Consider the following 18,881-nt stretch of genomic DNA (forward strand, 5'->3'; position numbering starts at 1 on the left):
CGGACCGGCCCCGACAGCAGGGCCGGTCAGTAGGACTTCGGCAGCCCCAGCGAGTGCATGGCCACGTAGTTCAGGATCATCTCGCGGCTCACCGGTGCGATGCGGGTGACCCGCGAGGCGACCAGCAGTCCGGCGATGCCGTACTCCTGGCTGATCCCGTTGCCGCCGTGGGTCTGCACGGCCGCGTCGACGGCGTTGCAGACGGCCTCGCCGGCGGCGTACTTGACCATGTTGGCGGCCTCGCCGGCCGCCATATCGTCCCCGGCGTCGAAGAGGGCCGCGGCCTTCTGGTTCATCAGCCGGGCCAGCTCGATCTCGATGTGCGACTTCGCCAGCGGGTGCGCGATCGCCTGGTGGGAGCCGATGGCGTCCTTGAAGACGGTGCGCTCCTTGGCGTAGGACACCGCGCGGTCCAGGGCGTGCCGGGCCAGCCCGAGGGCGAAGGCGGCGGCCATGATCCGCTCGGGGTTGAGCCCGGCGAAGAGCTGCACGAGCCCGCCGTTCTCGTCACCGACCAGCGCGTCGTCGGGCAGCCGCACGTCGTCGATGAAGACCTGGAACTGCTGCTCGGGCGAGACGATCTCCATCGGGATCGCCGTGGCCTCGAACCCCTCGGCGTCGGTCGGCACGACGAAGAGGCAGGGCTTGAGCTTGCCGGTCCTGGCGTCCTCGGTACGGGCGACGACGAGCACGTGCGAGGCCTCGTCCACCCCTGAGATCCAGATCTTCTGGCCCTTGAGCACCCAGCCGTCACCGTCGCGGCGCGCGGTGGTGGTGATGTTGTGGGTGTTGGTGCCGGCGTCGGGCTCGGTGATCGCGAACGCCATCGTCCCCGTGCCGTCGCAGATCCCTGGCAGCCAGCGCTGCTTCTGGTCCTCGGTGCCGTAGCGGCTGATGATCGTGCCGCAGATCGCGGGGCTCACGACCATCAGCAGCAGCGGGCAACCCTGGGCGGCCAGCTCCTCGCAGACCGCGGCGATGTCGCCGATGCCGCCGCCCCCGCCGCCGTACTCCTCGGGGATGTTGATGCCGAGGTAGCCGGTGCGCCCGATCTCGAGCCACAGGTCCGTGGTCTTCTCACCGGCCCGGGCCTTCTGGGTGAACCACTCGCGGCCGTACTTGCCGGCCAGCTTCGACACCTGCCGCCGGAGCTCCTGGCGCTCCTCGGACTCGGTGAAGGCGTGGGCTGCCGTGCTCGCCACCTGCGTCATGCCTGCTCCTCCTCGACGACGGCGAGCACCTCGCCCGCCGCGACCTGCTGCCCCTGGCTGACCGGGAGCTCGGTGACCGTGCCGGCGGTCGGCGCCGCCACGGTGTGCTGCATCTTCATCGCCTCGAGCACGAGCACCGGAGCGCCGGCCTCGACCTCGGCGCCCGCCTCGACGAGCACCTTCACGACCGTCCCCGGCATCGGGGCGAGCAGGCTGCCGCTCGCCACCGCGTCGGCCGGGTCGACGAAGCGAGGCACCCGCGTGAACCGTGCGTGACCCCACGGACTGTCGACGTCGACCACCTCGCGGCCGGGCAGTCCCGTGACCGACACGTGGTACGTCGTGCGCACGCCGTCGCGCTCCAGGACGACCGCCGCACGGTCGCTGGTCGAGCCTGTCGAGCGTGGTCCTGAGCTCGTCGAAGGGACCACGTCGTAGCCGTCCACGGTGAAGCCGTCGCGAGTACCGAGCCACTCGACCGTCTCGAGCTCACCGCCCGCCCGTTCGAGCTCGGTGCGCTGCGGCTGCGAGACGACGTTGCGCCAGCCGACGGGGATGCCGCGCTGGACGGTGCGGGCTGCCCCCGCCTGCTCGGCGAGCGCCAGCGCGGCCGCCACGGCGGAGCCGGGATCGTCGGCCGGCCGCTCGAAGGGCCGCTCGGCGAGGAACGCCGTGCTCACCTCGCCGGCCAGGAACTGCGGGTCTCGAAGCACCTGCACCAGCTGCTCCCGGTTCGTGACCAGGCCGTGGATGCGGGCGCGCGACAGCACGCCGGCCAGCTTGCGGGCCGCCTGCTCGCGGCTCGGCGCGTGGGCGATGACCTTCGCGAGCATCGCGTCGTAGTGGGTGGAGACCTCCGAGCCGGACTCGAAGCCGGCATCCACCCGGATGCCCGGCGCCTCCGGGACCTCGAACGTCGTGAGGGTGCCGCTCTGTGGGGCGTAGTCCGCGGCCGGGTCCTCGGCGTAGAGGCGCACCTCGATCGCGTGGCCCTGGGGGGCGTGGTCTCGACCGCCGGTCGTCGCCGGCGCTCCTCCCTGCTCGACCACCGAGGGGTCCGCCTCGGCCGCCCTGATCTGCAGCTCGACCAGGTCGACGCCGTGCACCAGCTCGGTGACCGGGTGCTCGACCTGGAGCCGGGTGTTCATCTCGAGGAACCAGAACCGCTCGGTCACCGGGTCGTAGAGGAACTCGATGGTCCCGGCACCGCGGTAGTCGACGGCCTCGGCGGCCTTCCGCGCGGCCTCGTGCATCGCGGCCCGGACGTCGTCCGACAGGCCGGGCGCCGGCGCCTCCTCGACCACCTTCTGGTGCCGCCGCTGCAGCGAGCAGTCGCGGTCGCCGAAGACGCCCGTGCCGACGACCTGGACCTCGACGTGGCGGCCGCGCTCGACGTACGGCTCGACGAAGACGGTGCCGTCGCCGAACGCCGACTCCGCCTCCGCGCGGGCCTTCTCCACCTCGGCATCGAGGTCGGCCAGCGACCGGACGACGCGCATGCCGCGCCCACCGCCACCGGCGGAGGCCTTGACCAGCAGCGGGAGGTCCGCCTCGGTCGGCTGCTCGGGCGCCTCGAGGACCGGCACCCCGGCCTTGCGCATCAGCCGCTTCGCCTCGACCTTGGAGCCCATCGCCTCGATCGACTCCGGCGACGGGCCGACCCAGACCAGGCCGGCGTCGATGACGGCGCGGGCGAAATCTGCGTTCTCGGAGAGGAAGCCGTAGCCGGGGTGGACGGCGTCGGCGCCGACCGCCCGCGCTGCCTCCAGCACGAGGTCCGCGCGCAGGTAGGTCTCGGTCGGGCTGGTGCCCGGAAGCCGGATCGCGGCGTCGGCCTCGCGGACGAACGGGAGGTCTGCGTCGGCGTCGGAGTGGACGGCGACGGTCTCGATGCCGAGCTCGCGGCAGGTGCGGAAGACCCGGCTGGCGATCTCGGCACGGTTGGCGACGAGGAGTCTGCTGATCACAGGACGAGCCTCCGAGACTTTCGGGGTCCCCGCGGCGTTGTTCGCGGAGGAGCGCAGCGGGGGAGCGAAGAACGTCGTGGGGTGAAGATCACGGACGGAACACCCCGAATCGGTCGGTGCCGGCGATCGGCTTGTTCTCGATGACGGACAGGCAGATGCCGAGCACGGTGCGGGTGTCGCGCGGGTCGATCACCCCGTCGTCGTAGAGCATCCCGGAGAGGAAGAACGGCAGGCTCTGCTCCTCGACCGAGGCCTCGACGAGCTCGCGCATCGCGGCGTCGCCGGCCTCGTCGTACTCCTTGCCCTTCGCCTCCGCGGCGGCCCGGGCGACGATCGAGAGCACGCCGGCGAGCTGGGCGGGGCCCATCACCGCGGACTTCGCCGAGGGCCAGGTGAAGAGGAAGCGCGGGTCGAAGGCGCGGCCGTTCATGCCGTAGTTGCCGGCGCCGTAGGAGGCGCCCATGATCACGCTCAGGTGGGGCACGCGGGAGTTGGAGACCGCGTTGATCATCATCGCGCCGTGCTTGATGATCCCGCCCTGCTCGTACTCCTGGCCGACCATGTAGCCGGTGGTGTTGTGGAGGAAGAGCAGCGGTACGTCGACCTGGTTGGCCAGCTGGATGAACTGGGTCGCCTTCTGCGCCTCCTCGGAGAAGAGCACGCCCTGGGCGTTGGCGAGGATGCCGATCGGGCGGCCGTGGATCCGCGCCCACCCGGTCACCAGCGAGGTGCCGTAGAGCGGCTTGAACTCGTCGAACGCCACGCCGTTGGTCGGACCCACGCCGTCGACGAGCCGCGCGATCACCTCGCGCGGGTCGAACGGCTCCTTGAGGTCGGCCGGGATCAGGTCCAGCAGCTCGTCGGGGTCGGCGTCGGGCTCGGCGTAGCCGCGCTCGGCCGGTCGGGACGGCTTGCGCCAGTTGAGCCGCGCCACGATGCGGCGGCCGATCCGGATGGCGTCGCGCTCGTCCTCGGCGAGGTAGTCGGCGAGTCCCGAGGTGCGGGCGTGCATCTCCGCGCCGCCGAGCGACTCGTCGTCGGACTCCTCGCCGGTCGCCATCTTCACCAGCGGAGGGCCGCCGAGGAAGACCTTGGCCTGCTCCTTGACCATCACCGTGTAGTCCGACATGCCCGGCACGTAGGCGCCGCCCGCGGTGGAGTTGCCGAAGACCAGCGCGATCGTCGGCTCCTTGCGCGCGCTGGCGCGGGTGAGGTCGCGGAAGAGCTTGCCGCCGGGGATGAAGATCTCCTTCTGCGTCGGCAGGTCCGCGCCTCCGGACTCCACCAGGGAGATGGTCGGCAGGCCGTTCTCCTCGGCGATCTGCGCGGCGCGGAAGATCTTCTTGACCGTCCACGGGTTGCTCGCGCCGCCCTTCACCGACGGGTCGTTGGCGGTGATCATGCACTCGACGCCCTCGACGACGCCGATGCCGGTGACCACGCTCGCGCCGACGGTGAAGTCAGACCCCCACCCCGCGAGCGGCGAGAGCTCGAGGAAGGCCGAGCCCTCGTCGACGAGCAGCTCGATCCGCTCGCGCGGCATCAGCTTGCCGCGGGCGTGGTGCCGGTCGACGCTCCGCTCGCCGCCTCCGGCGACCGCCGTGGCGTGCTCGGCGTCGAGGGCGGCGATCTTCTCGAGCATCGCCTCCCGGTTCGGAGACGTCGCAGCCGACGGCACGGCGCTCACGACTCGGCCTCCACGACGGCCTTCATCCGCTCCAGCGTGGTGCGCATGCCGCGCTCGTTGGTGCGACCGCGCAGGCGCCCGAGCAGCAGCCAGTAGAGGCGCATCGGCAGGCGCGGCTCGAGCCGGAAGTACTCGGTCACGCGCGTCCCCGGCCGCCCGTCCGGCCCGGCCTCCGGCTGCAGCCGGTAGCCCCAGTTGTTGACCGTCACCGCGTCGCTGCCGACGGCGAACTCGAAGGCCTCGTCCTCGACGCACTTCGTGACCTGGCACGGCGTCCAGTACGTCGGCCCGACGCCGTTGCGCTTGACGTGGCCGGCGAACGAGGCGCCGACCTCGGGGCCCGTCGACCCGCGGGTCCACTTGCCCTCGAAGGTCTCCGGCGAGAACTCACCGATCCGGGTCACGTCGCTGACCAGCGCCCAGACCCGCTCCGGCGGGGCCGCCATCCACAGCGACACCTCGCCGCCCATCTCCCGGCTGAGCAGCCCGCTCATGCGGTGTACCCCAGCAGCTTCGCCGCGAGGTCGGTGAGGACCTCGGTCGCCCCGCCCCCGATGGGCAGGATCCGCGCGTCTCGGTAGTGCATCTCGACCTCCGTGCCGTTCATGTATCCCGTGCCTCCGTGGAGCTGGACCGCCTCGTCGACGACGTAGGTCGCCGCGTCGCACGCCGTCTGCTTGGCCAGGCAGGCCTCGGCGACGACCTGCTCGCCGGCCACGTGCCGGCGGGCCACCTCGTGGGTGTAGGCCCGGGCGACCTCGACCTGGCGGTGCATCTCGACGAGCCTGTGCCGCACGACCTGCCGCTTGACCAGTGGCTCGCCGAAGGTCTCGCGCTGCTGGCAGTAGGCCTTGGTGAGGGCCAGGGAGCGGGCCGCGATGCCGTACGCGTGGACCGCGAGGGCCATCCGCTCGACGACGAACTGCTCGGCGATGTACCAGAAGCCGGCGTTCTCCTCGCCGACCAGGTTGGCGACCGGCACCCGGACGTCGACGTAGGAGAGCTCGGCGGTGTCGGAGCAGTGCCAGCCCATCTTCTCCAGCTTGCGGTCGACCGAGAAGCCGGGTGTGCTGGTGTCGACGACGAGCAGGCTGACGCCGCCCACCCCCGCCCCGCCGGTGCGGACGGCGGTGGTGACGAAGTCGGCGCGGGTGCCGCTGGTGATGAAGGTCTTCGCGCCGTTGACGACGTAGTGGTCGCCGTCTGCCCCACCACGTTCGAGCCGCGCCGACGTGCGCAGGTTGCCGACGTCCGAGCCGCCGCCGGGCTCGGTGATCGCCAGCGAGCCGATCAGCTCGCCGGCGAGCGTCGGGCGGACGTAGCGGTCGACGAGGTCCGCCGTGCCGTGGGTGGAGACGTGCGGCAGCGCGATCCCGTGGGTGAACAGCGCCGACAGCAGCCCGCTGGACGCGCCCTCGGCGAGCATCCCCTCCTGCAGGGCGATGGTGTCGAGCAGGTCGCCGCCCTCGCCGCCCTGCTCCTCGGGGAAGGAGATGCCCAGCAGCCCCTGCCCGGCCGCGCTGCGGTGCAGCTCGCGTGGCACCTCGCGTGCGGCCTCCCAGTCGGCCAGGTGCGGCGCGACCTCGCGGCGGGTGAACTCCGCTCCCAGCGCGGTCAGCGCCCGGCGGTGGTCGGTGTCCGTCTCGGTGGTCGTGCGGGTGGCAGTCACAGGAGCTCTCCCTGGACGTGGACGAGGCGGGAGCGGACCCACTCGCCCAGCCCCTTCGCCTGCGGGTCGAAGCGGGTGGAGGCGGCCACCCCGCGGCCGAGCAGGCCCTTGATGACGACGTTCACGGCGCCGAGCTGCGGCAGGAGGTAGACCTCGACGTCGAGGTCGGCGGCCTCCGGGACCAGCTCGCGGACCTTGCGCGGCGTGATCAGCTTCGAGAGCCAGGTGACGCGCGCGTCGTACAGCTCGGCGTCGTCGGTCGAGCCTGTCGAGACCTCGTGGGTGATCCAGAGCCCCAGGTTGGCGTCGCCGCCCTTGTCGCCGGAGCGGGCGTGGACGAAGCTGCCGAGCGGGGCACGGCGGGTCAGGGAGTCCCGGGGCGCCGGGTACGGCGAGGGGCGGCGGCCGGCCTCGTCGGCCCCGTTGCTGCTGGGCCCGAACGTCGTCGGGTCGGCGACCACCTCGCGCCGGCCGTCGGCGTGGACGACGGTGTGGGTGACGGCCGAGCGCTCGACGTACTCGGGCCGGTAGACGCCGTACGGCGTGGGCGTGCCGGGCGGCCCGGTCATGGTGAAGCCCGGGTAGGAGCCCAGCGCGAGCTCGACGACCGGCCCGGTGAAGGCCTTGCCGACCGGACCCGCGTCACGGTCCATGACGGTGACCCGCAGGAGGCAGGACGCCCCCTCCTCGGTGTCGGCGTCGGGCGCGGGGAGCGCCGTGCGGGTCCACGTGACGTCCTCGGCGGTGAGCCGGGGCGCGAGCTGCTCGCGGACCCAGTCGGCCTTGGCCTCGACCTCGAGCCCGGTGAGCACCAGCTCCGCGGTGTTGCGGTAGCCGCCGAGCTCGTTGACGCAGACCTTGAGCAGCTCCGGCGGGGCCTCGCCGCGGACGCCGGTGACGGCCACGCGGTCGTCGCCCACCTGCTCGAGCCGGATGGAGTCCAGGTGGGTGGTGACGTCGGGCCCGAGGTAGCGGGTGGACTGGATCTCGTAGACCAGCTGCGCGGTCACGGTGTCGACGGTGACCGCGCCGCCGGTGCCGGCGTGCTTGGTGATGACGCTCGAGCCGTCCGCGGCCACCTCGGCCAGCGGGAACCCGAGCGGCAGGGTGGGGTCCATCCGGCCGCTGGCGATGAGCTGGCGGAATCCGGAGAAGTTGCCGCCGGTGGCCTGGGTGCCGCACTCGAGCACGTGGCCGGCGACGACGGCGCCGGCCAGCTCGTCGTACGACTCCGGGGTCCAGCCGTGGTGCGCGGCCGCGGGGCCCACGACCAGGCTGGCGTCGGTGACCCGGCCGGTGACGACCACGTCGGCTCCGCCGTCGAGCGCCCGGGCGATCCCGAACCCGCCGAGGTAGGCGTTGGCGGTCAGCGCCCCCTCCCAGCGGCCGAGCGGGCGCAGGTCGTCGCCCTCGACGTGGGCGACGGCGACGTCGAGGCCCAGCCCGCGGGCGACCTCGCGGACCTTGTCGGCGAGGCCGGCGGGGTTGAGCCCGCCAGCGTTGCTGACGATCTTCACCCCGCGCTCGAGCGCGAGGCCGAGGCAGTCCTCGAGCTGGCGGACGAAGGTGCGGGCGTAGCCGAGGCCCGGGTCCTTCATCGTGTCCTTGCCGAGGATCAGCATGGTCAGCTCGGCGAGGTAGTCGCCGGTGAGGACGTCGAGCCCGTGCCCGTCCTGCCCACCCTCGAGCATCTCGCGCATCGCGCTCAGCCGGTCGCCGTAGAAGCCGGAGCAGTTGCCGATCCGCAGCGGGCCTCGCTGATCGAGCGCGCCTCGCTGATCGAGCGCGCCTCGCTGATCGAGCGCGCCTCGCTGATCGAGCTTGTCGAGATCACCCACGACGGCTCCTCCCCTCTCCGGGCGGCCCGGCGAAGCACTGCGCGATGGCCAGCCACCGCTCCGCTCCCTCGCCGACGGCCACCAGCCGTGTGTCGTCGCGGTGGACCCGCTGGGTGACGAGCAGGCAGAAGTCGTGCGCCGGGCCCGTCACGCTCTCCGTCGCCTCCTCCGGCCCCCACGTCCAGGTCTCCCCGCCGGGCGCGGTCAGCTCGACGCGCGGCTCCTCGGCCGGCACCTCGAGCCCGTGGGTCGCGAAGGAGAACCCCCGCGTGCGCACGCCGAGGTGCGCCACGTGGCGGATCCGGTCGGTCGGCTCGGGCGCCCTCCCGAGCGCCTCGTGCACGTCGAGCGCGTGCGCCCAGGTCTCCATGAACCGTGCGGTGGCCATCGACGTGGGCGACATGGGCGGCCCGAACCACGGCAGCCGCTGCCCGGCGGGGAACGCGCGGAGCGCCTCGGCGAGCGCCGTACGCCCGGCGTCCCAGCGGGCCAGCAGGTCGGCCGGCGGCAGCGCGGCCACCTCGTGGGCGCCGGCGTCGACGAAGCCCTCGGGGTCCTGCATGGCGCCGGTGACGACCTCGTCCCAGGCGACCTTCCCCTCCGGGGTGACCGAGCCGGCCGCGAGCACCGCGACCTCGTCGGTCCAGGCGAGGTGGGCGACCTGGGTGGCGACGGTCCAGCCGGCGGCGGGGGTGGGGGTGGCCCACCCGTCCGCGTCGAGGCCGGCGACGAGGGCGCGGAGCCGGTCACCCTCCTCCTGCAGGTCGTCGAGGAGCTGGTCCAGTGTGGTCATCGGTCGGCTACCTCCCGTGCCGGGGCGTCGACGGCGGCATCGACGGGGGCGTGCAGGGTCGCGTCCAGGGTGGCGGCCCACTGGTCGAGGATCCGCCGGCGCCGGCGCGCGTCGTCGGTGATCGTGTTGGCGAGGCCGAGGCCGCGCACCAGGTCGAGCGTGGCCTGCACCAGCTCGCGCACACCGGCGCGCGACTCGTCGGCGCCCAGCAGCTCGACGGTCATCCGGTGCGTCTCGCGGCCGACCCGCTGCTCCAGCGGCGCGACCGCCGCGAGCAGCGCCTCGTCGGTGCGGGCGGCCACCCACAGCTCCAGCGCCGCGGCGAAGACCGGGCTCGCGAAGTGGTCGCCGAGCATCTCGAGCACGGCCCGGGTGCGCCGGCGGCCGGTCGGCAGGTCGCCGGCCGCTGAGGCGAGCTCGGCGGCCCGGACCTCCGTCAGGTGCTCGACGGCCGCCACGACCAGGGCGTTCTTGGTCGGGAAGTGGTGCAGCTGGGCGCCGCGGCTCACCCCGGCCCGCTCGGAGACCAGCGTGGTCGTCGTACCGCCGAAGCCGCGCTCGACCAGCAGCTCGACCGTCGCCTCCAGCAGCCGGGCCCGCATCGCCCGGGTCCGCTCCTCCTGCGGCACGCGGGTGGTGCCGGTCGGGGTGGTCACCGGGCCAGCATGGTGGCCACGCCACAAAACAGTCAAGTGTGACTGTTTCTTCGGATGGTGGCCGCTGACGACCACGTCAGTCCAGGCGGGCCACCAGCGGCAGCCGGGACCGGGCTGCCAGCCCCACGACGACGGCGGTCAGCAGCGGCAGCGCCACGACCAGGCCGCCGACGAGGAGCCACGGCACGTCGAGGTAGTGGTCCGCCACGCCCGAGCCCTCCGGCATCCAGGTCGTCCGGGTCAACGGGTAGGTGATCGCCACGCCCGGCACGAAGCCGACCACCGCACCCAGGACGGCGCCCACGACGCCGACCACGACGGCGTACGCCGCCGCGACGCCGCGTCGCGTCCGGGGCGCTGCGCCCACCGCCGCGAGGGTGGCGAGATCGGGGCGGGCGTCGGAGAGCGCGAGGAAGGTGGCGGTCAGCGTCCCGCCGAGCATCAGCACCGCGCCCAGGGCGGCCAGCACCGCCTGGATGATCGCCGCCTCGTCGCTGGACCGGAAGCCGCGCTCGACGTAGAAGTCCGCGTCCATGGTGACACCGGCGAGGGTCTCGGAGACCGCCTCCTCCTGCTCCTCGGTGACGTCGGCGCCGGTGACGGCGAGGCCGACGGTGCCCACCGGCAGGCCCAGGTTCCCGGCTGTCTCCTCGGAGAGCAGCGCCTGGGGGCCGGAGTAGTTGACCCCCGCGGGGAGCACCAGCGCGTCGAGCGTCGTGCGGACCTCGGCGCCGTCCCGCCGGCCCTCGCCGTCGCGGGAGCGGGCGCGCAGCTCCACCCGGTGCCGGCCCTCGAGGCCGCGGTTGGAGTACGCCACGAGCGCCCCCGACGCCAGCGCCGCGTCGACCGCGTCCCGGTCCGCGGCGGGCACCTCCGCGAGGAGGTCCAGGGCGTCTGCGCCGACGACCACGTCGGAGCCGAGGCGGGAGCCCCAGGAGTCGAGCAGACGTCCCTCGCCGACCGCCGTGAGACGGACGTCGAGCCAGCCGGTGGCGTCGTCGGCGCGGGGCACCAGCCCCTGCACCTGCTCGATCTCGCCGTCGAAGCCCAGCTCGCGCTCGAGGACCGACCGGGCGTCCGCCCAGTCCGCATCGGGCCCGTACCACGTCAGCGTCGCAGCGCCGAGTGCCAGCTGCGGCGTGTACGTCGCCCGGCTCTGCGCCTCGTCGCTCGACGTGGCGATGCCCAGCGCCACCACGCCGGCCACGGTCGCGGCGACGGCGGCGACCGCGGGGACCGTCCGCGTGCGGTGCCGGGCGGCGTCGCGCACGGCGTACCGCAGCACGAGCGGCAGCCGGCCGGACACCTTCGCGAGCAGCACCAGCACCACGGGGACGAGCAGGATCATCCCGAGCACCGCCACCACGGCGGCGCCGGCGATGAGCACCTCGCTCGAGCCGGTCCCGAGCGCGCCGTACGCCGCGAGGGCGACGCCGCCGCCGAGGAGCGCCACGCCGAGCGCGGGTGAGCGCAGGGAGGGACGCCGGTCGCCGCGCCGGCCGGCGAGGACGGCGACGACGTCCTGCCGGGAGGCGATCCAGGCCGGGACGGCCGCCGCGAGCACCGCGCTGAGCAGGCCGAACGCCGCGATGGCGAGCAGGTGGAGCCACGGCACGTCGAAGGGGCCGAACCAGTCGTCCGAGCGCTGCTGCAGCAGGGGTACGGCGAGCCGCGCGGCGCCGATCCCGAGCACGACGCCGAGCGCCGTGGCGACCGAGCCGAGCACCATCGCGCCCGCGAGGACGACGCGGCGCGCCTGCGCAGGGGTCCCGCCGGTCGCGGCGATGAGTGCGAGGCTGCGGGACTGGCGGCGCGCGCCGACGGCGAACGCCGGGCCGGCGAGGAGCACCACCTCGAGGAGCGCCATCACGACGACCAGGGCGATCGAGGCGACCTCGTCGCTGCTCCTCGACGAGCGGAACTCCTCCGCCTCCGGTGGCAGCGGGGGCGGGTCGAGGACCACCGCACGGGAGAGCGCCGTCGCGCCGAGCTCGTTGAGGGCGCGCACCTCCTCCCACGTCACCTCACCGCCCGCGACCAGCCAGGAGGGGTCGCCCGTGCTGCGCCCCGCACTCTCGAAGGTGCCCACGGCGCCGGCCGCGAACGGCCGCGAGCGCACCTCGGCGGACTCCACCACCCCGACCACCACCGGGTCGGCAGCGTCCTCGTCGGCCAGGTCGAGGCGGTCGCCGACGGCGTACCCCTTGCCGAGGAGCGCCTCGTTGACGACCACCTCTCCGTCGCCGTCCGGCAGCCGCCCGTCGCTGAGCTCGACGAGGCCCCGGGCCACCGGGTCGCGCAGGTCCATCTCGAGGGTCTGAACGTCGGTCCGTCCGCGATCGGTGGCGACCAGCGCGTAGGACTGGCGCCAGGGCACCAGCCTGGCTCCGCCGAGCGCCCCGGCGACCTCCTCCTCGGTGGCCCGCCGCTCGGCGTCGCCCTCCCACGAGGAGAACTCGTCGGGGTTGGGCGCCTGCACCACCTCGGAGGCCCGCATCGCGGTCACGCTCGCCGCGGCACCACCCAGCCGACGGTCGAGCGACTCCACCGTGTCGACGTCCTGGGTGGCGAGGACGATGTCGGCCGCGGTGACACCGAGCACCGGCAGGGCGATCATCACCAGCACCAGGACGCTGCGCCCGCGGGCCCGCGCGGCCTCGCGCCGCGCCATGCGGAGGGGGAGCCCCCAGCCGCCCAGCAGGTTCCTCACCGCAACGCCCCGTCGTCCAGCAGCGCGTCGACCGGCACCGACCCGGTCTCGTCGACGACCACGCCGTCGCGGAGGAAGACGACGCGGTCGGCCCAGGCAGCGTGCCGGGCCTCGTGGGTGACCAGCACCCCGGCCGCGCCCGCGTCACACCGCGCCCGCAGCAGCCGGAGGATCTCCTCCCCGGTCTCGGTGTCGAGCGCCCCGGTCGGCTCGTCGGCCAGCACCAGCCGCCGGTCGCCGACGATCGCGCGGGCGATGGCGACCCGCTGCTGCTGGCCGCCGGACATCTCGTCGGGGAACCGGTCGGCGAGGTCGGCGATCCCGACCTCCTCCAGCGCGGCAAGCGCGTGCCGGCGCGCGCTCCGGCCGCGCTCGCCGTCGAGCTCGCGCGGGAGGGCGACGTTCTCCGCGGCGGTGAGGGCGGGGACGAGGTTGAAGTCCTGGAAGACGTAGCCCAACGACGTACGCCGGATCCGGGCGCGCTCCGCCCCGCTCAGGGAACCGAGGTCGACCCCCTCGACGGAGACCGTCCCGGAGGTCGGCTCGTCGAGGCCGCCGGCCAGGGTGAGCAGGGTCGACTTGCCGGAGCCGGACGGCCCCATGACGGCCACCAGCTCGCCGGCGTGGGCGGTGAAGGAGACGCTGCGCAGCGCCTGGACGGCGGTCTCGCCCTCACCGTGGACCCGGGTGACCTGGTCGAGGTGGAGGACGGCGCTCATCGGGGCTGCTCCGGGGTGTCGGTGCGCGGGCGGCGCGTCGTGCGCCGGGTCGTGGCGGCGGTGCGCAGGCGTTCGGCGCTCTGGCGCAGCCAGTCGTCCTCGGCCCGGCGGAGCCGACCGTGGTCGGTCGCGCTGAGCGCGCTCGTGGGGGCGCTCGTGGGGGCGGTCATCGGGGCTGCTCCTGACCGGCGCGCCCGGTGGCCGGCTCGGCGTGCGCGGCGGCGCGCTCCTCGGTCGCCGCCCGGCGCAGCCGCGCCTCGCAGTGGTCGAGCCAGCGGACCTCGGCCTCGGCGTCGAAGACCAGCGAGTCGAGGACCAGGCTCCAGGCCAGGTCGGCCGGCTCCGCGGGCCGGGCAGCGCGGCCGGTGCGCTTGAGCCGGGTGTAGTCCTGCAGCGCGGTCATCGTCGCGCTGCGCTGCTGCTGGATCACCGCGCCGACGTCGACGCCCGGGACGGTCACCGCGAGGGCGAGCTTGATGGCCAGCTCGTCGCGGGGCGGCTGGGTGCGCGCCACCGGCGTGGTGAACCAGGCGGCCACCTCCTCGCGCCCCGGGTCGGTGATCCGGTAGACGACATGGCCCTCGCCGTCCTCGCCCGCCCCCTCGACGAGTCCGTCCCGCTCGAGCCGGGTGAGGGTCGTGTAGACCTGCCCGACGTTCAGCGGCCAGGTCGCCCCGGTCCGCTGCTCGAACTCGCTGCGCAGCTGGTAGCCGTACATCGGCCCCTGCTCCAGCAGCGCCAGCAACGCCTGCTTGACCGACATCGTCGACTCCCTGCGCCCTCGATCGTAGTGGATACTCGGTATGTATACCACGTATGCACGGTCGAGTGGCAGCCCTGCACGGTCGACGTGGCAGCCCTGCACGGTCCAGGTGGCGGCCCTGCACGGTCGACGCCGGAGCGCCGCAGGGCAGACTGCGCCCATGACGACGATCCTCATCACCGGTGCGTCTTCGGGCCTGGGCGCCGAGATGGCCCGCCAGTTCGCGGCCCGCGGCAACGACCTCGCGCTGTGCGCGCGCCGCGAGGAGCGCCTGGCCGAGCTCCGGGCCGAGATCCTCGCGGCCCACCCCGAGCGCCGCGTGGAGACGCGCACCCTCGACGTGCTCGACGACGAGGCGGTCTTCGAGACCTTCCGCGCCTTCCGCACCGACCTCGGCCGCCTCGACCGGGTGGTCGTCAACGCCGGTCTCGGCAAGGGCGCCCCGCTCGGGACCGGCGGGCAGGCTGCCAACCGGGAGACCGCCATGACCAACTTCGTCGGCGCGCTCACGCAGACCGAGGCCGCCATGGAGGTCTTCCGCGAGCAGCAGGCCGGCCACCTCGTCATGGTGTCCTCGATGTCCGCGATGCGCGGCATGCCCAAGACCATGACGACGTACGCCGCCACCAAGGTCGGCGCGGCGTTCCTCGCCGAGGGCATCCGCAACGAGCTGCACGGCAAGGAGCTCGGGAAGTCGATCAAGGTCACCGTGCTCTACCCCGGCTACATCGCCTCGGAGATGAACGAGCACGTCGCCCAGAAGACCAAGCTGATGGTCCCCACCGACAAGGGCGTCCAGGCGATGGTGACCGCCATCGAGAAGGAGGTCGACTCCGCCTGCGTCCCCCCGCTCCCCTGGGCGCCGCTCTCGGTGGTCATGAAGCACGCGCCGCTCGGCGTCTTCAAGCGCCTGATGTGAGGCGCCGGCCCGCCCGGCAACATGCGCAGGGAAGCTCGCGGATCCCAAGTTCACCTGGGATCCGCACGCTTCTCGGTTGTTGCATCAGCCGAGAAGCGTCAGCATCCCAAGTGAACCTGGGATGCTGACGCTCCGCGGCCGATGCTGACGCTGGTCCGGCTTCCTCACCGGTAGGTGAGCGTCTCCCCCTCGAGGTGGCCGTGCTCGTTGAACGTCAGCAGGCGGGCGCCGGTGGAGCCGACGACCACGCGGGAGCACGAGGAGTTCACCACGACGGTGTTGAACCGGCCCCAGAGCCGGGCGGTGGTGGCCGGGTCGCCGTCCGGATCGGTGAGCGAGGCGGCGGCGACGGCGACGGGGCCGCCGGAGGTGACCACGACGACGGTGCCGCCCGGGCCGGCCCGGCCGCACGCGCGCTCGAGCGAGCCGCGGACCCGGCCGAGGAACCCCGCCCAGCTCTCCGGGTACGCCGCGTCCCCGGCGCCGGAGGTCCACCGAGCCGTCGCCTCCTCGAAGACCCGCTGGAACTCCCGCCGACCCATGTCGGGCGACACGAGCTCGGGGTGTGCCGCGACGACGCCGAGGTGGTCGAACTCGTCCCAGCCGGCGTCGACCTCGACCGGCCGGTCCCAGCCGGCCCCGGCGAGCATCCCCTCCGCGGTCTCGCGGTGGCGCCGCATGTCCCCGCGGAGGACGACGTCCGGGGTGATGCCCTGCGCCGCGAGGTGGGCACCGAGCAGGCGCGCCTGCTCGTGGCCGGTCTCGGAGAGCACGTCGTAGTCGTCGGCGCCGAAGGAGGCCTGCCCGTGCCGGACGAGGAGCAGGAGCCCCATCAGGCGGGGTGCTCGGCGATGAGCCGGCGGCAGCGCGCCTCGAGGTAGGCCACCACCTGGCCGAGCACCGCGTGCGACTCGTTCGTCGTCTGCTGGTGCACGTAGCGGTACCAGATCTGCTGGGCGATCACGGCCAGCCGGAAGAGCCCGAAGACCTCGTAGAAGAGCCGCTGGTCGGGGCTGATGTCGAAGCCCATCCGGGCGCAGTACTGCTCGACGAGCTCGTCGCGCGTCCACATGCCCGGCGCGTTGGTCGGCTGTCGGCGGAAGAGCTGGAAGAGCTCGTCGTCGGCCGCCTCGACCCAGTAGGCGAGCGTCGAGGAGAGGTCCATGAGCGGGTCGCCGACGGTCGCCATCTCCCAGTCCAGGACCGCCCGGACCGACAGGTCGTCGTCGAGGACGAGGTTGTCGAAGCGGAAGTCGTTGTGGATGACGACCTGCGCCACGTCGGTCGGCTGGCGCTCCTCGATCCAGGCCACCACGTCGGACCAGTCGCCGGTGTCGTCAGTGCGGGCGTCGGCCATCCGGCCGACCCACCCGCGCACCTGCCGTCCGACGTACCCCTCGCCGCGGCCGAGCGCCGCGAGCTCCGGCACCGACCCGACGTCCACGGAGTGCAGCGAGACCAGGACGTCGAGCGCCCGCTGGCACAGCGCGTCGGCCTCCGCAGGGCTCACCTCGCGCGGGAACTCCGAGCGCAGGACCAGCCCGGGGACCTTCTCCATGACGTAGAACTCCGAGCCGATCACCGACTGGTCGGTGCAGTGCCCCACCATCGCCGGCACGTAGGGGAAGACCGGCGCGAGGGCCGACTGGATGCGGTGCTCCCGGCCCATGTCGTGCGCTCCGGCGGCCTTCCGCCCGGCCGGCGGCCGGCGCAGGATCAGCTGCCGGTCCCCGGCGACGAGCAGGTAGGTGAGGTTCGAGGCGCCACCGCTGAACTGGCGGACCTCGTCGATCCGCTCGACGCCCGTCCCCTGCTCCCGCAGCCAGGCCGCCACGGCGTCGGCGTCGAAGGCGTCCTCCTCGCGGACCGGCTTCGCCGGGTTCCCGTCGGGCGTGCTCACAGCGTCCCCTCCTCACCCAGTCGGTCCAGCTTGGCCGCCTGCGCGCGCATGACGGCGTCGTAGCCGGCGCGGTCGGCCACCTTCAATCCGTACGCCGCCTGCGCGGCCGGGTCCGGCAGGATCACCTCGTCACCGCGCTCCAGCCCCTCGAGCACTGCCGTCGCGACGTCCTCGGCGCTCGTGGGCGACTCGTCGACGAGCTTGCTCATCACCGTGGCCAGGGCGGTGTCGTGCCCGCGCAACGAGGACATCAGGTTCGTCCGGAAGTACGACGGGCAGACCACGTGCGCCGTCACGCCGTACGCCGCGAGCTCGTGGCCGGTGGTCTCGGTCAGCGCGACGACGGCCGCCTTGACCGCGTTGTACGACGCCATCCCGGCCGGGTGGACGAGGCCGGCCAGCGAGGCGACGTTGACGATCCGCCCGGAGCCCTGCCGCTTGAGCATCGGCACGAACGCGCGGGTGCCGCGGACCGCTCCGAAGAGGTTGATCTCGGTGATCCACTGCCACTCGTCGAGGGTCGCCACGTCGAGCCGGCCGCCGCCGGCCACGCCGGCGTTGTTGACCAGGACGTCGAGGCCGCCCCAGGTGCGCTCGACGTGCTCGACCGCGGCCGCCCAGTCGTCGTCCGAGGTGATGTCGAGGCGCAGGTCGGCCCCGTCGGCGACATCGGTGGTCAGCACCTCGTCGCCGCGGGCCCGGAAGCCCTCCGTGAGCGCCTTGCCGAGGCCGGAGGCGGCCCCGGTGACGAGGATCCGCTGACCGCTGCCCGCGCCGGTCGTCGCCGCGCTCATCGGCGAGCGCCGTACTTGCCGAGCTCGAGGCGCGCCACGACGCCGCGGTGCACCTCGTCCGGGCCGTCGGCGAGGCGGAGCGCGCGGGCGCCGGTCCACGCCGCGGCCAGCGGGAAGTCGCTCGAGAGACCGCCGCCGCCGTGCAGCTGCATCGCCATGTCGATGACCTGCTGCGCCATGTTCGGCACGGCCACCTTGATCTGGGAGACCTCGGAGAGGGCGTTCATCGGCCCTCCGACGTCGAGCTTCCACGCCGTGTTGAGGACCAGGAGCCGGGCGGAGTCGATCGCGATCCGGGCGTCGGCGATCCGCTCCCGGTTGCCGCCGAGGTTGACGATCGGCTTGCCGAACGCCGTCCGCTCCAGGCCCCGCCGGCAGGCCGCCTCCAGGGCCATCTCGGCCAGGCCGATGAGCCGCATGCAGTGGTGGACGCGGCCGGGCCCCAGCCGGCCCTGGGCGATCGCGAACGCCTCGCCGGGGCCGCTGATGATGTTCGACACGGGCACCCGGACGTCGGTGAAAGAGACCTCCCCGTGGCCGAGCGGCTCGTCGTGGATCCCCATCGTGTCGAGGAGCCGCTCGATCTTCACGCCGGGGGTGTCACGCGGGACGAGGACCATCGAGTGGCGCCGATGCCGGTCCGCCTCGGGATCGGTGAGCCCCATGAACACGAAGATCTTGCAGTCCGGGTGGCCGACGCCCGTGGACCACCACTTGCGGCCGTTGATGACGACCTCGTCGCCGTCGACGACCGCGGTGGCCTCCATGTTCGTGGCGTCGGAGGACGCCACCCCGGGCTCGGTCATGGTGAAGGCCGAGCGGATCCGGCCGTCGAGGAGCGGCTCGAGCCACTCGCGTCGCTGCTCCTCGGAGCCGTAGCGGAGCAGCACCTCCATGTTCCCGGTGTCGGGCGCGTTGCAGTTCAGCACCAGCGGCGCGATGGCCGAGCGGCCGGTGAGCTCCGCGATCGGCGCGTAGTCGACGTTCGTCAGCCCCTCGCCGCCGTCGGTGCCGAAGCGCGCGGCGTACTCCCCCGCGTGCTCCTTCGGGAGGAAGAGGTTCCACAGCCCCCGCTCGCGGGCCTTGGCCTTGAGCTCCTCGAGCACCGGCAGCGGCTGCCACGGGTTACCCGTACGCCGGGCCTCGGCGAGGTCGGCGTGGTACTGCGGCTCGACCGGCTCGACCTCCTCGGCGAGGAAGGCGCGGACGCGCTCGGTGAGGTCGGCGGCGCGGGGGGACGGCGAGAAGTCCATGT

The 18,881-nt window shown here is 73.6% G+C and carries 17 protein-coding genes; 1 reads left to right on the forward strand and 16 read right to left on the reverse strand.

Translation table 11 applies throughout. From position 1 onward, the window contains the following. Positions 1-26: 26 nt before the first annotated feature. The 12 genes from ACSMHG_RS14160 to ACSMHG_RS14215 all read right to left on the reverse strand — a co-directional run bounded on the left by ACSMHG_RS14160 (position 27) and on the right by ACSMHG_RS14215 (position 14,013). Entirely contained in the window at positions 27-1,211 is a 1,185-nt protein-coding gene (locus tag ACSMHG_RS14160; RefSeq protein WP_435746190.1) for an acyl-CoA dehydrogenase family protein, read from the reverse strand. Continuing rightward, on the reverse strand, positions 1,208-3,178 hold the full coding sequence (locus ACSMHG_RS14165; protein WP_435746192.1) for an acetyl/propionyl/methylcrotonyl-CoA carboxylase subunit alpha: 1,971 nt from the start codon (positions 3,176-3,178) through the stop codon (positions 1,208-1,210). Before ACSMHG_RS14165 ends, ACSMHG_RS14160 begins: the two co-directional genes overlap by 4 nt. A gap of 88 nt (positions 3,179-3,266) precedes the next feature. Next, positions 3,267-4,820, reverse strand: coding sequence for an acyl-CoA carboxylase subunit beta (locus ACSMHG_RS14170; protein ID WP_435746235.1), 1,554 nt, complete (start codon positions 4,818-4,820; stop codon positions 3,267-3,269). A gap of 41 nt (positions 4,821-4,861) precedes the next feature. Next, on the reverse strand, positions 4,862-5,359 hold the full coding sequence (locus ACSMHG_RS14175; protein ID WP_435746194.1) for an SRPBCC family protein: 498 nt from the start codon (positions 5,357-5,359) through the stop codon (positions 4,862-4,864). Continuing rightward, a complete protein-coding gene (locus ACSMHG_RS14180) occupies positions 5,356-6,534 on the reverse strand; it encodes an acyl-CoA dehydrogenase family protein (RefSeq protein WP_435746196.1) in 1,179 nt (392 codons plus the stop codon). Before ACSMHG_RS14180 ends, ACSMHG_RS14175 begins: the two co-directional genes overlap by 4 nt. Continuing rightward, positions 6,531-8,372: an acyclic terpene utilization AtuA family protein gene (locus ACSMHG_RS14185; RefSeq protein WP_435746198.1), complete on the reverse strand. Its 1,842-nt coding sequence runs from the start codon at positions 8,370-8,372 to the stop codon at positions 6,531-6,533. The genes ACSMHG_RS14180 and ACSMHG_RS14185 overlap by 4 nt, the downstream gene beginning before the upstream one ends. Further along, positions 8,365-9,165, reverse strand: a complete 801-nt coding sequence (locus ACSMHG_RS14190) for a TIGR03084 family metal-binding protein (RefSeq protein WP_435746200.1) — start codon at positions 9,163-9,165, stop codon at positions 8,365-8,367. The genes ACSMHG_RS14185 and ACSMHG_RS14190 overlap by 8 nt, the downstream gene beginning before the upstream one ends. Further along, positions 9,162-9,821, reverse strand: a complete 660-nt coding sequence (locus ACSMHG_RS14195) for a TetR/AcrR family transcriptional regulator (protein WP_435746201.1) — start codon at positions 9,819-9,821, stop codon at positions 9,162-9,164. The genes ACSMHG_RS14190 and ACSMHG_RS14195 overlap by 4 nt, the downstream gene beginning before the upstream one ends. 76 nt (positions 9,822-9,897) lie before the next feature. Further along, on the reverse strand, positions 9,898-12,531 hold the full coding sequence (locus ACSMHG_RS14200) for an ABC transporter permease (RefSeq protein WP_435746203.1): 2,634 nt from the start codon (positions 12,529-12,531) through the stop codon (positions 9,898-9,900). After that, on the reverse strand, positions 12,528-13,250 hold the full coding sequence (locus ACSMHG_RS14205; RefSeq protein ID WP_435746205.1) for an ABC transporter ATP-binding protein: 723 nt from the start codon (positions 13,248-13,250) through the stop codon (positions 12,528-12,530). The genes ACSMHG_RS14200 and ACSMHG_RS14205 overlap by 4 nt, the downstream gene beginning before the upstream one ends. Further along, a complete protein-coding gene (locus ACSMHG_RS14210) occupies positions 13,247-13,420 on the reverse strand; it encodes a hypothetical protein (RefSeq protein ID WP_435746207.1) in 174 nt (57 codons plus the stop codon). Before ACSMHG_RS14210 ends, ACSMHG_RS14205 begins: the two co-directional genes overlap by 4 nt. Then, positions 13,417-14,013: a PadR family transcriptional regulator gene (locus tag ACSMHG_RS14215; protein WP_435746209.1), complete on the reverse strand. Its 597-nt coding sequence runs from the start codon at positions 14,011-14,013 to the stop codon at positions 13,417-13,419. The genes ACSMHG_RS14210 and ACSMHG_RS14215 overlap by 4 nt, the downstream gene beginning before the upstream one ends. Positions 14,014-14,173: 160 nt before the next feature. On the opposite strand from ACSMHG_RS14215, the gene ACSMHG_RS14220 reads away from it, so the two are divergent. Continuing rightward, entirely contained in the window at positions 14,174-14,932 is a 759-nt protein-coding gene (locus tag ACSMHG_RS14220) for an SDR family oxidoreductase (RefSeq protein ID WP_435746211.1), read from the forward strand. 164 nt (positions 14,933-15,096) lie between these two features. Here the strand turns inward: ACSMHG_RS14220 and ACSMHG_RS14225 are convergent, their stop codons facing one another. The 4 genes from ACSMHG_RS14225 to ACSMHG_RS14240 are packed head-to-tail and all read right to left on the reverse strand — an operon-like array spanning position 15,097 to position 18,879. Then, positions 15,097-15,765 carry a histidine phosphatase family protein gene (locus ACSMHG_RS14225; protein ID WP_435746213.1) on the reverse strand — a complete coding sequence of 223 codons (669 nt, stop codon included), beginning with the start codon at positions 15,763-15,765 and terminating at the stop codon, positions 15,097-15,099. Further along, positions 15,765-16,832, reverse strand: a complete 1,068-nt coding sequence (locus ACSMHG_RS14230) for a phosphotransferase family protein (RefSeq protein ID WP_435746215.1) — start codon at positions 16,830-16,832, stop codon at positions 15,765-15,767. Before ACSMHG_RS14230 ends, ACSMHG_RS14225 begins: the two co-directional genes overlap by 1 nt. Then, positions 16,829-17,626, reverse strand: a complete 798-nt coding sequence (locus ACSMHG_RS14235; protein WP_435746217.1) for an SDR family NAD(P)-dependent oxidoreductase — start codon at positions 17,624-17,626, stop codon at positions 16,829-16,831. The genes ACSMHG_RS14230 and ACSMHG_RS14235 overlap by 4 nt, the downstream gene beginning before the upstream one ends. Beyond that, positions 17,623-18,879 carry an acyl-CoA dehydrogenase family protein gene (locus ACSMHG_RS14240; RefSeq protein WP_435746219.1) on the reverse strand — a complete coding sequence of 419 codons (1,257 nt, stop codon included), beginning with the start codon at positions 18,877-18,879 and terminating at the stop codon, positions 17,623-17,625. Before ACSMHG_RS14240 ends, ACSMHG_RS14235 begins: the two co-directional genes overlap by 4 nt. Positions 18,880-18,881 lie beyond the last annotated feature (2 nt).

The sequence above is a fragment of the Nocardioides ureilyticus genome (assembly GCF_051280745.1).
In the GTDB taxonomy this organism is placed as follows: domain Bacteria; phylum Actinomycetota; class Actinomycetes; order Propionibacteriales; family Nocardioidaceae; genus Nocardioides.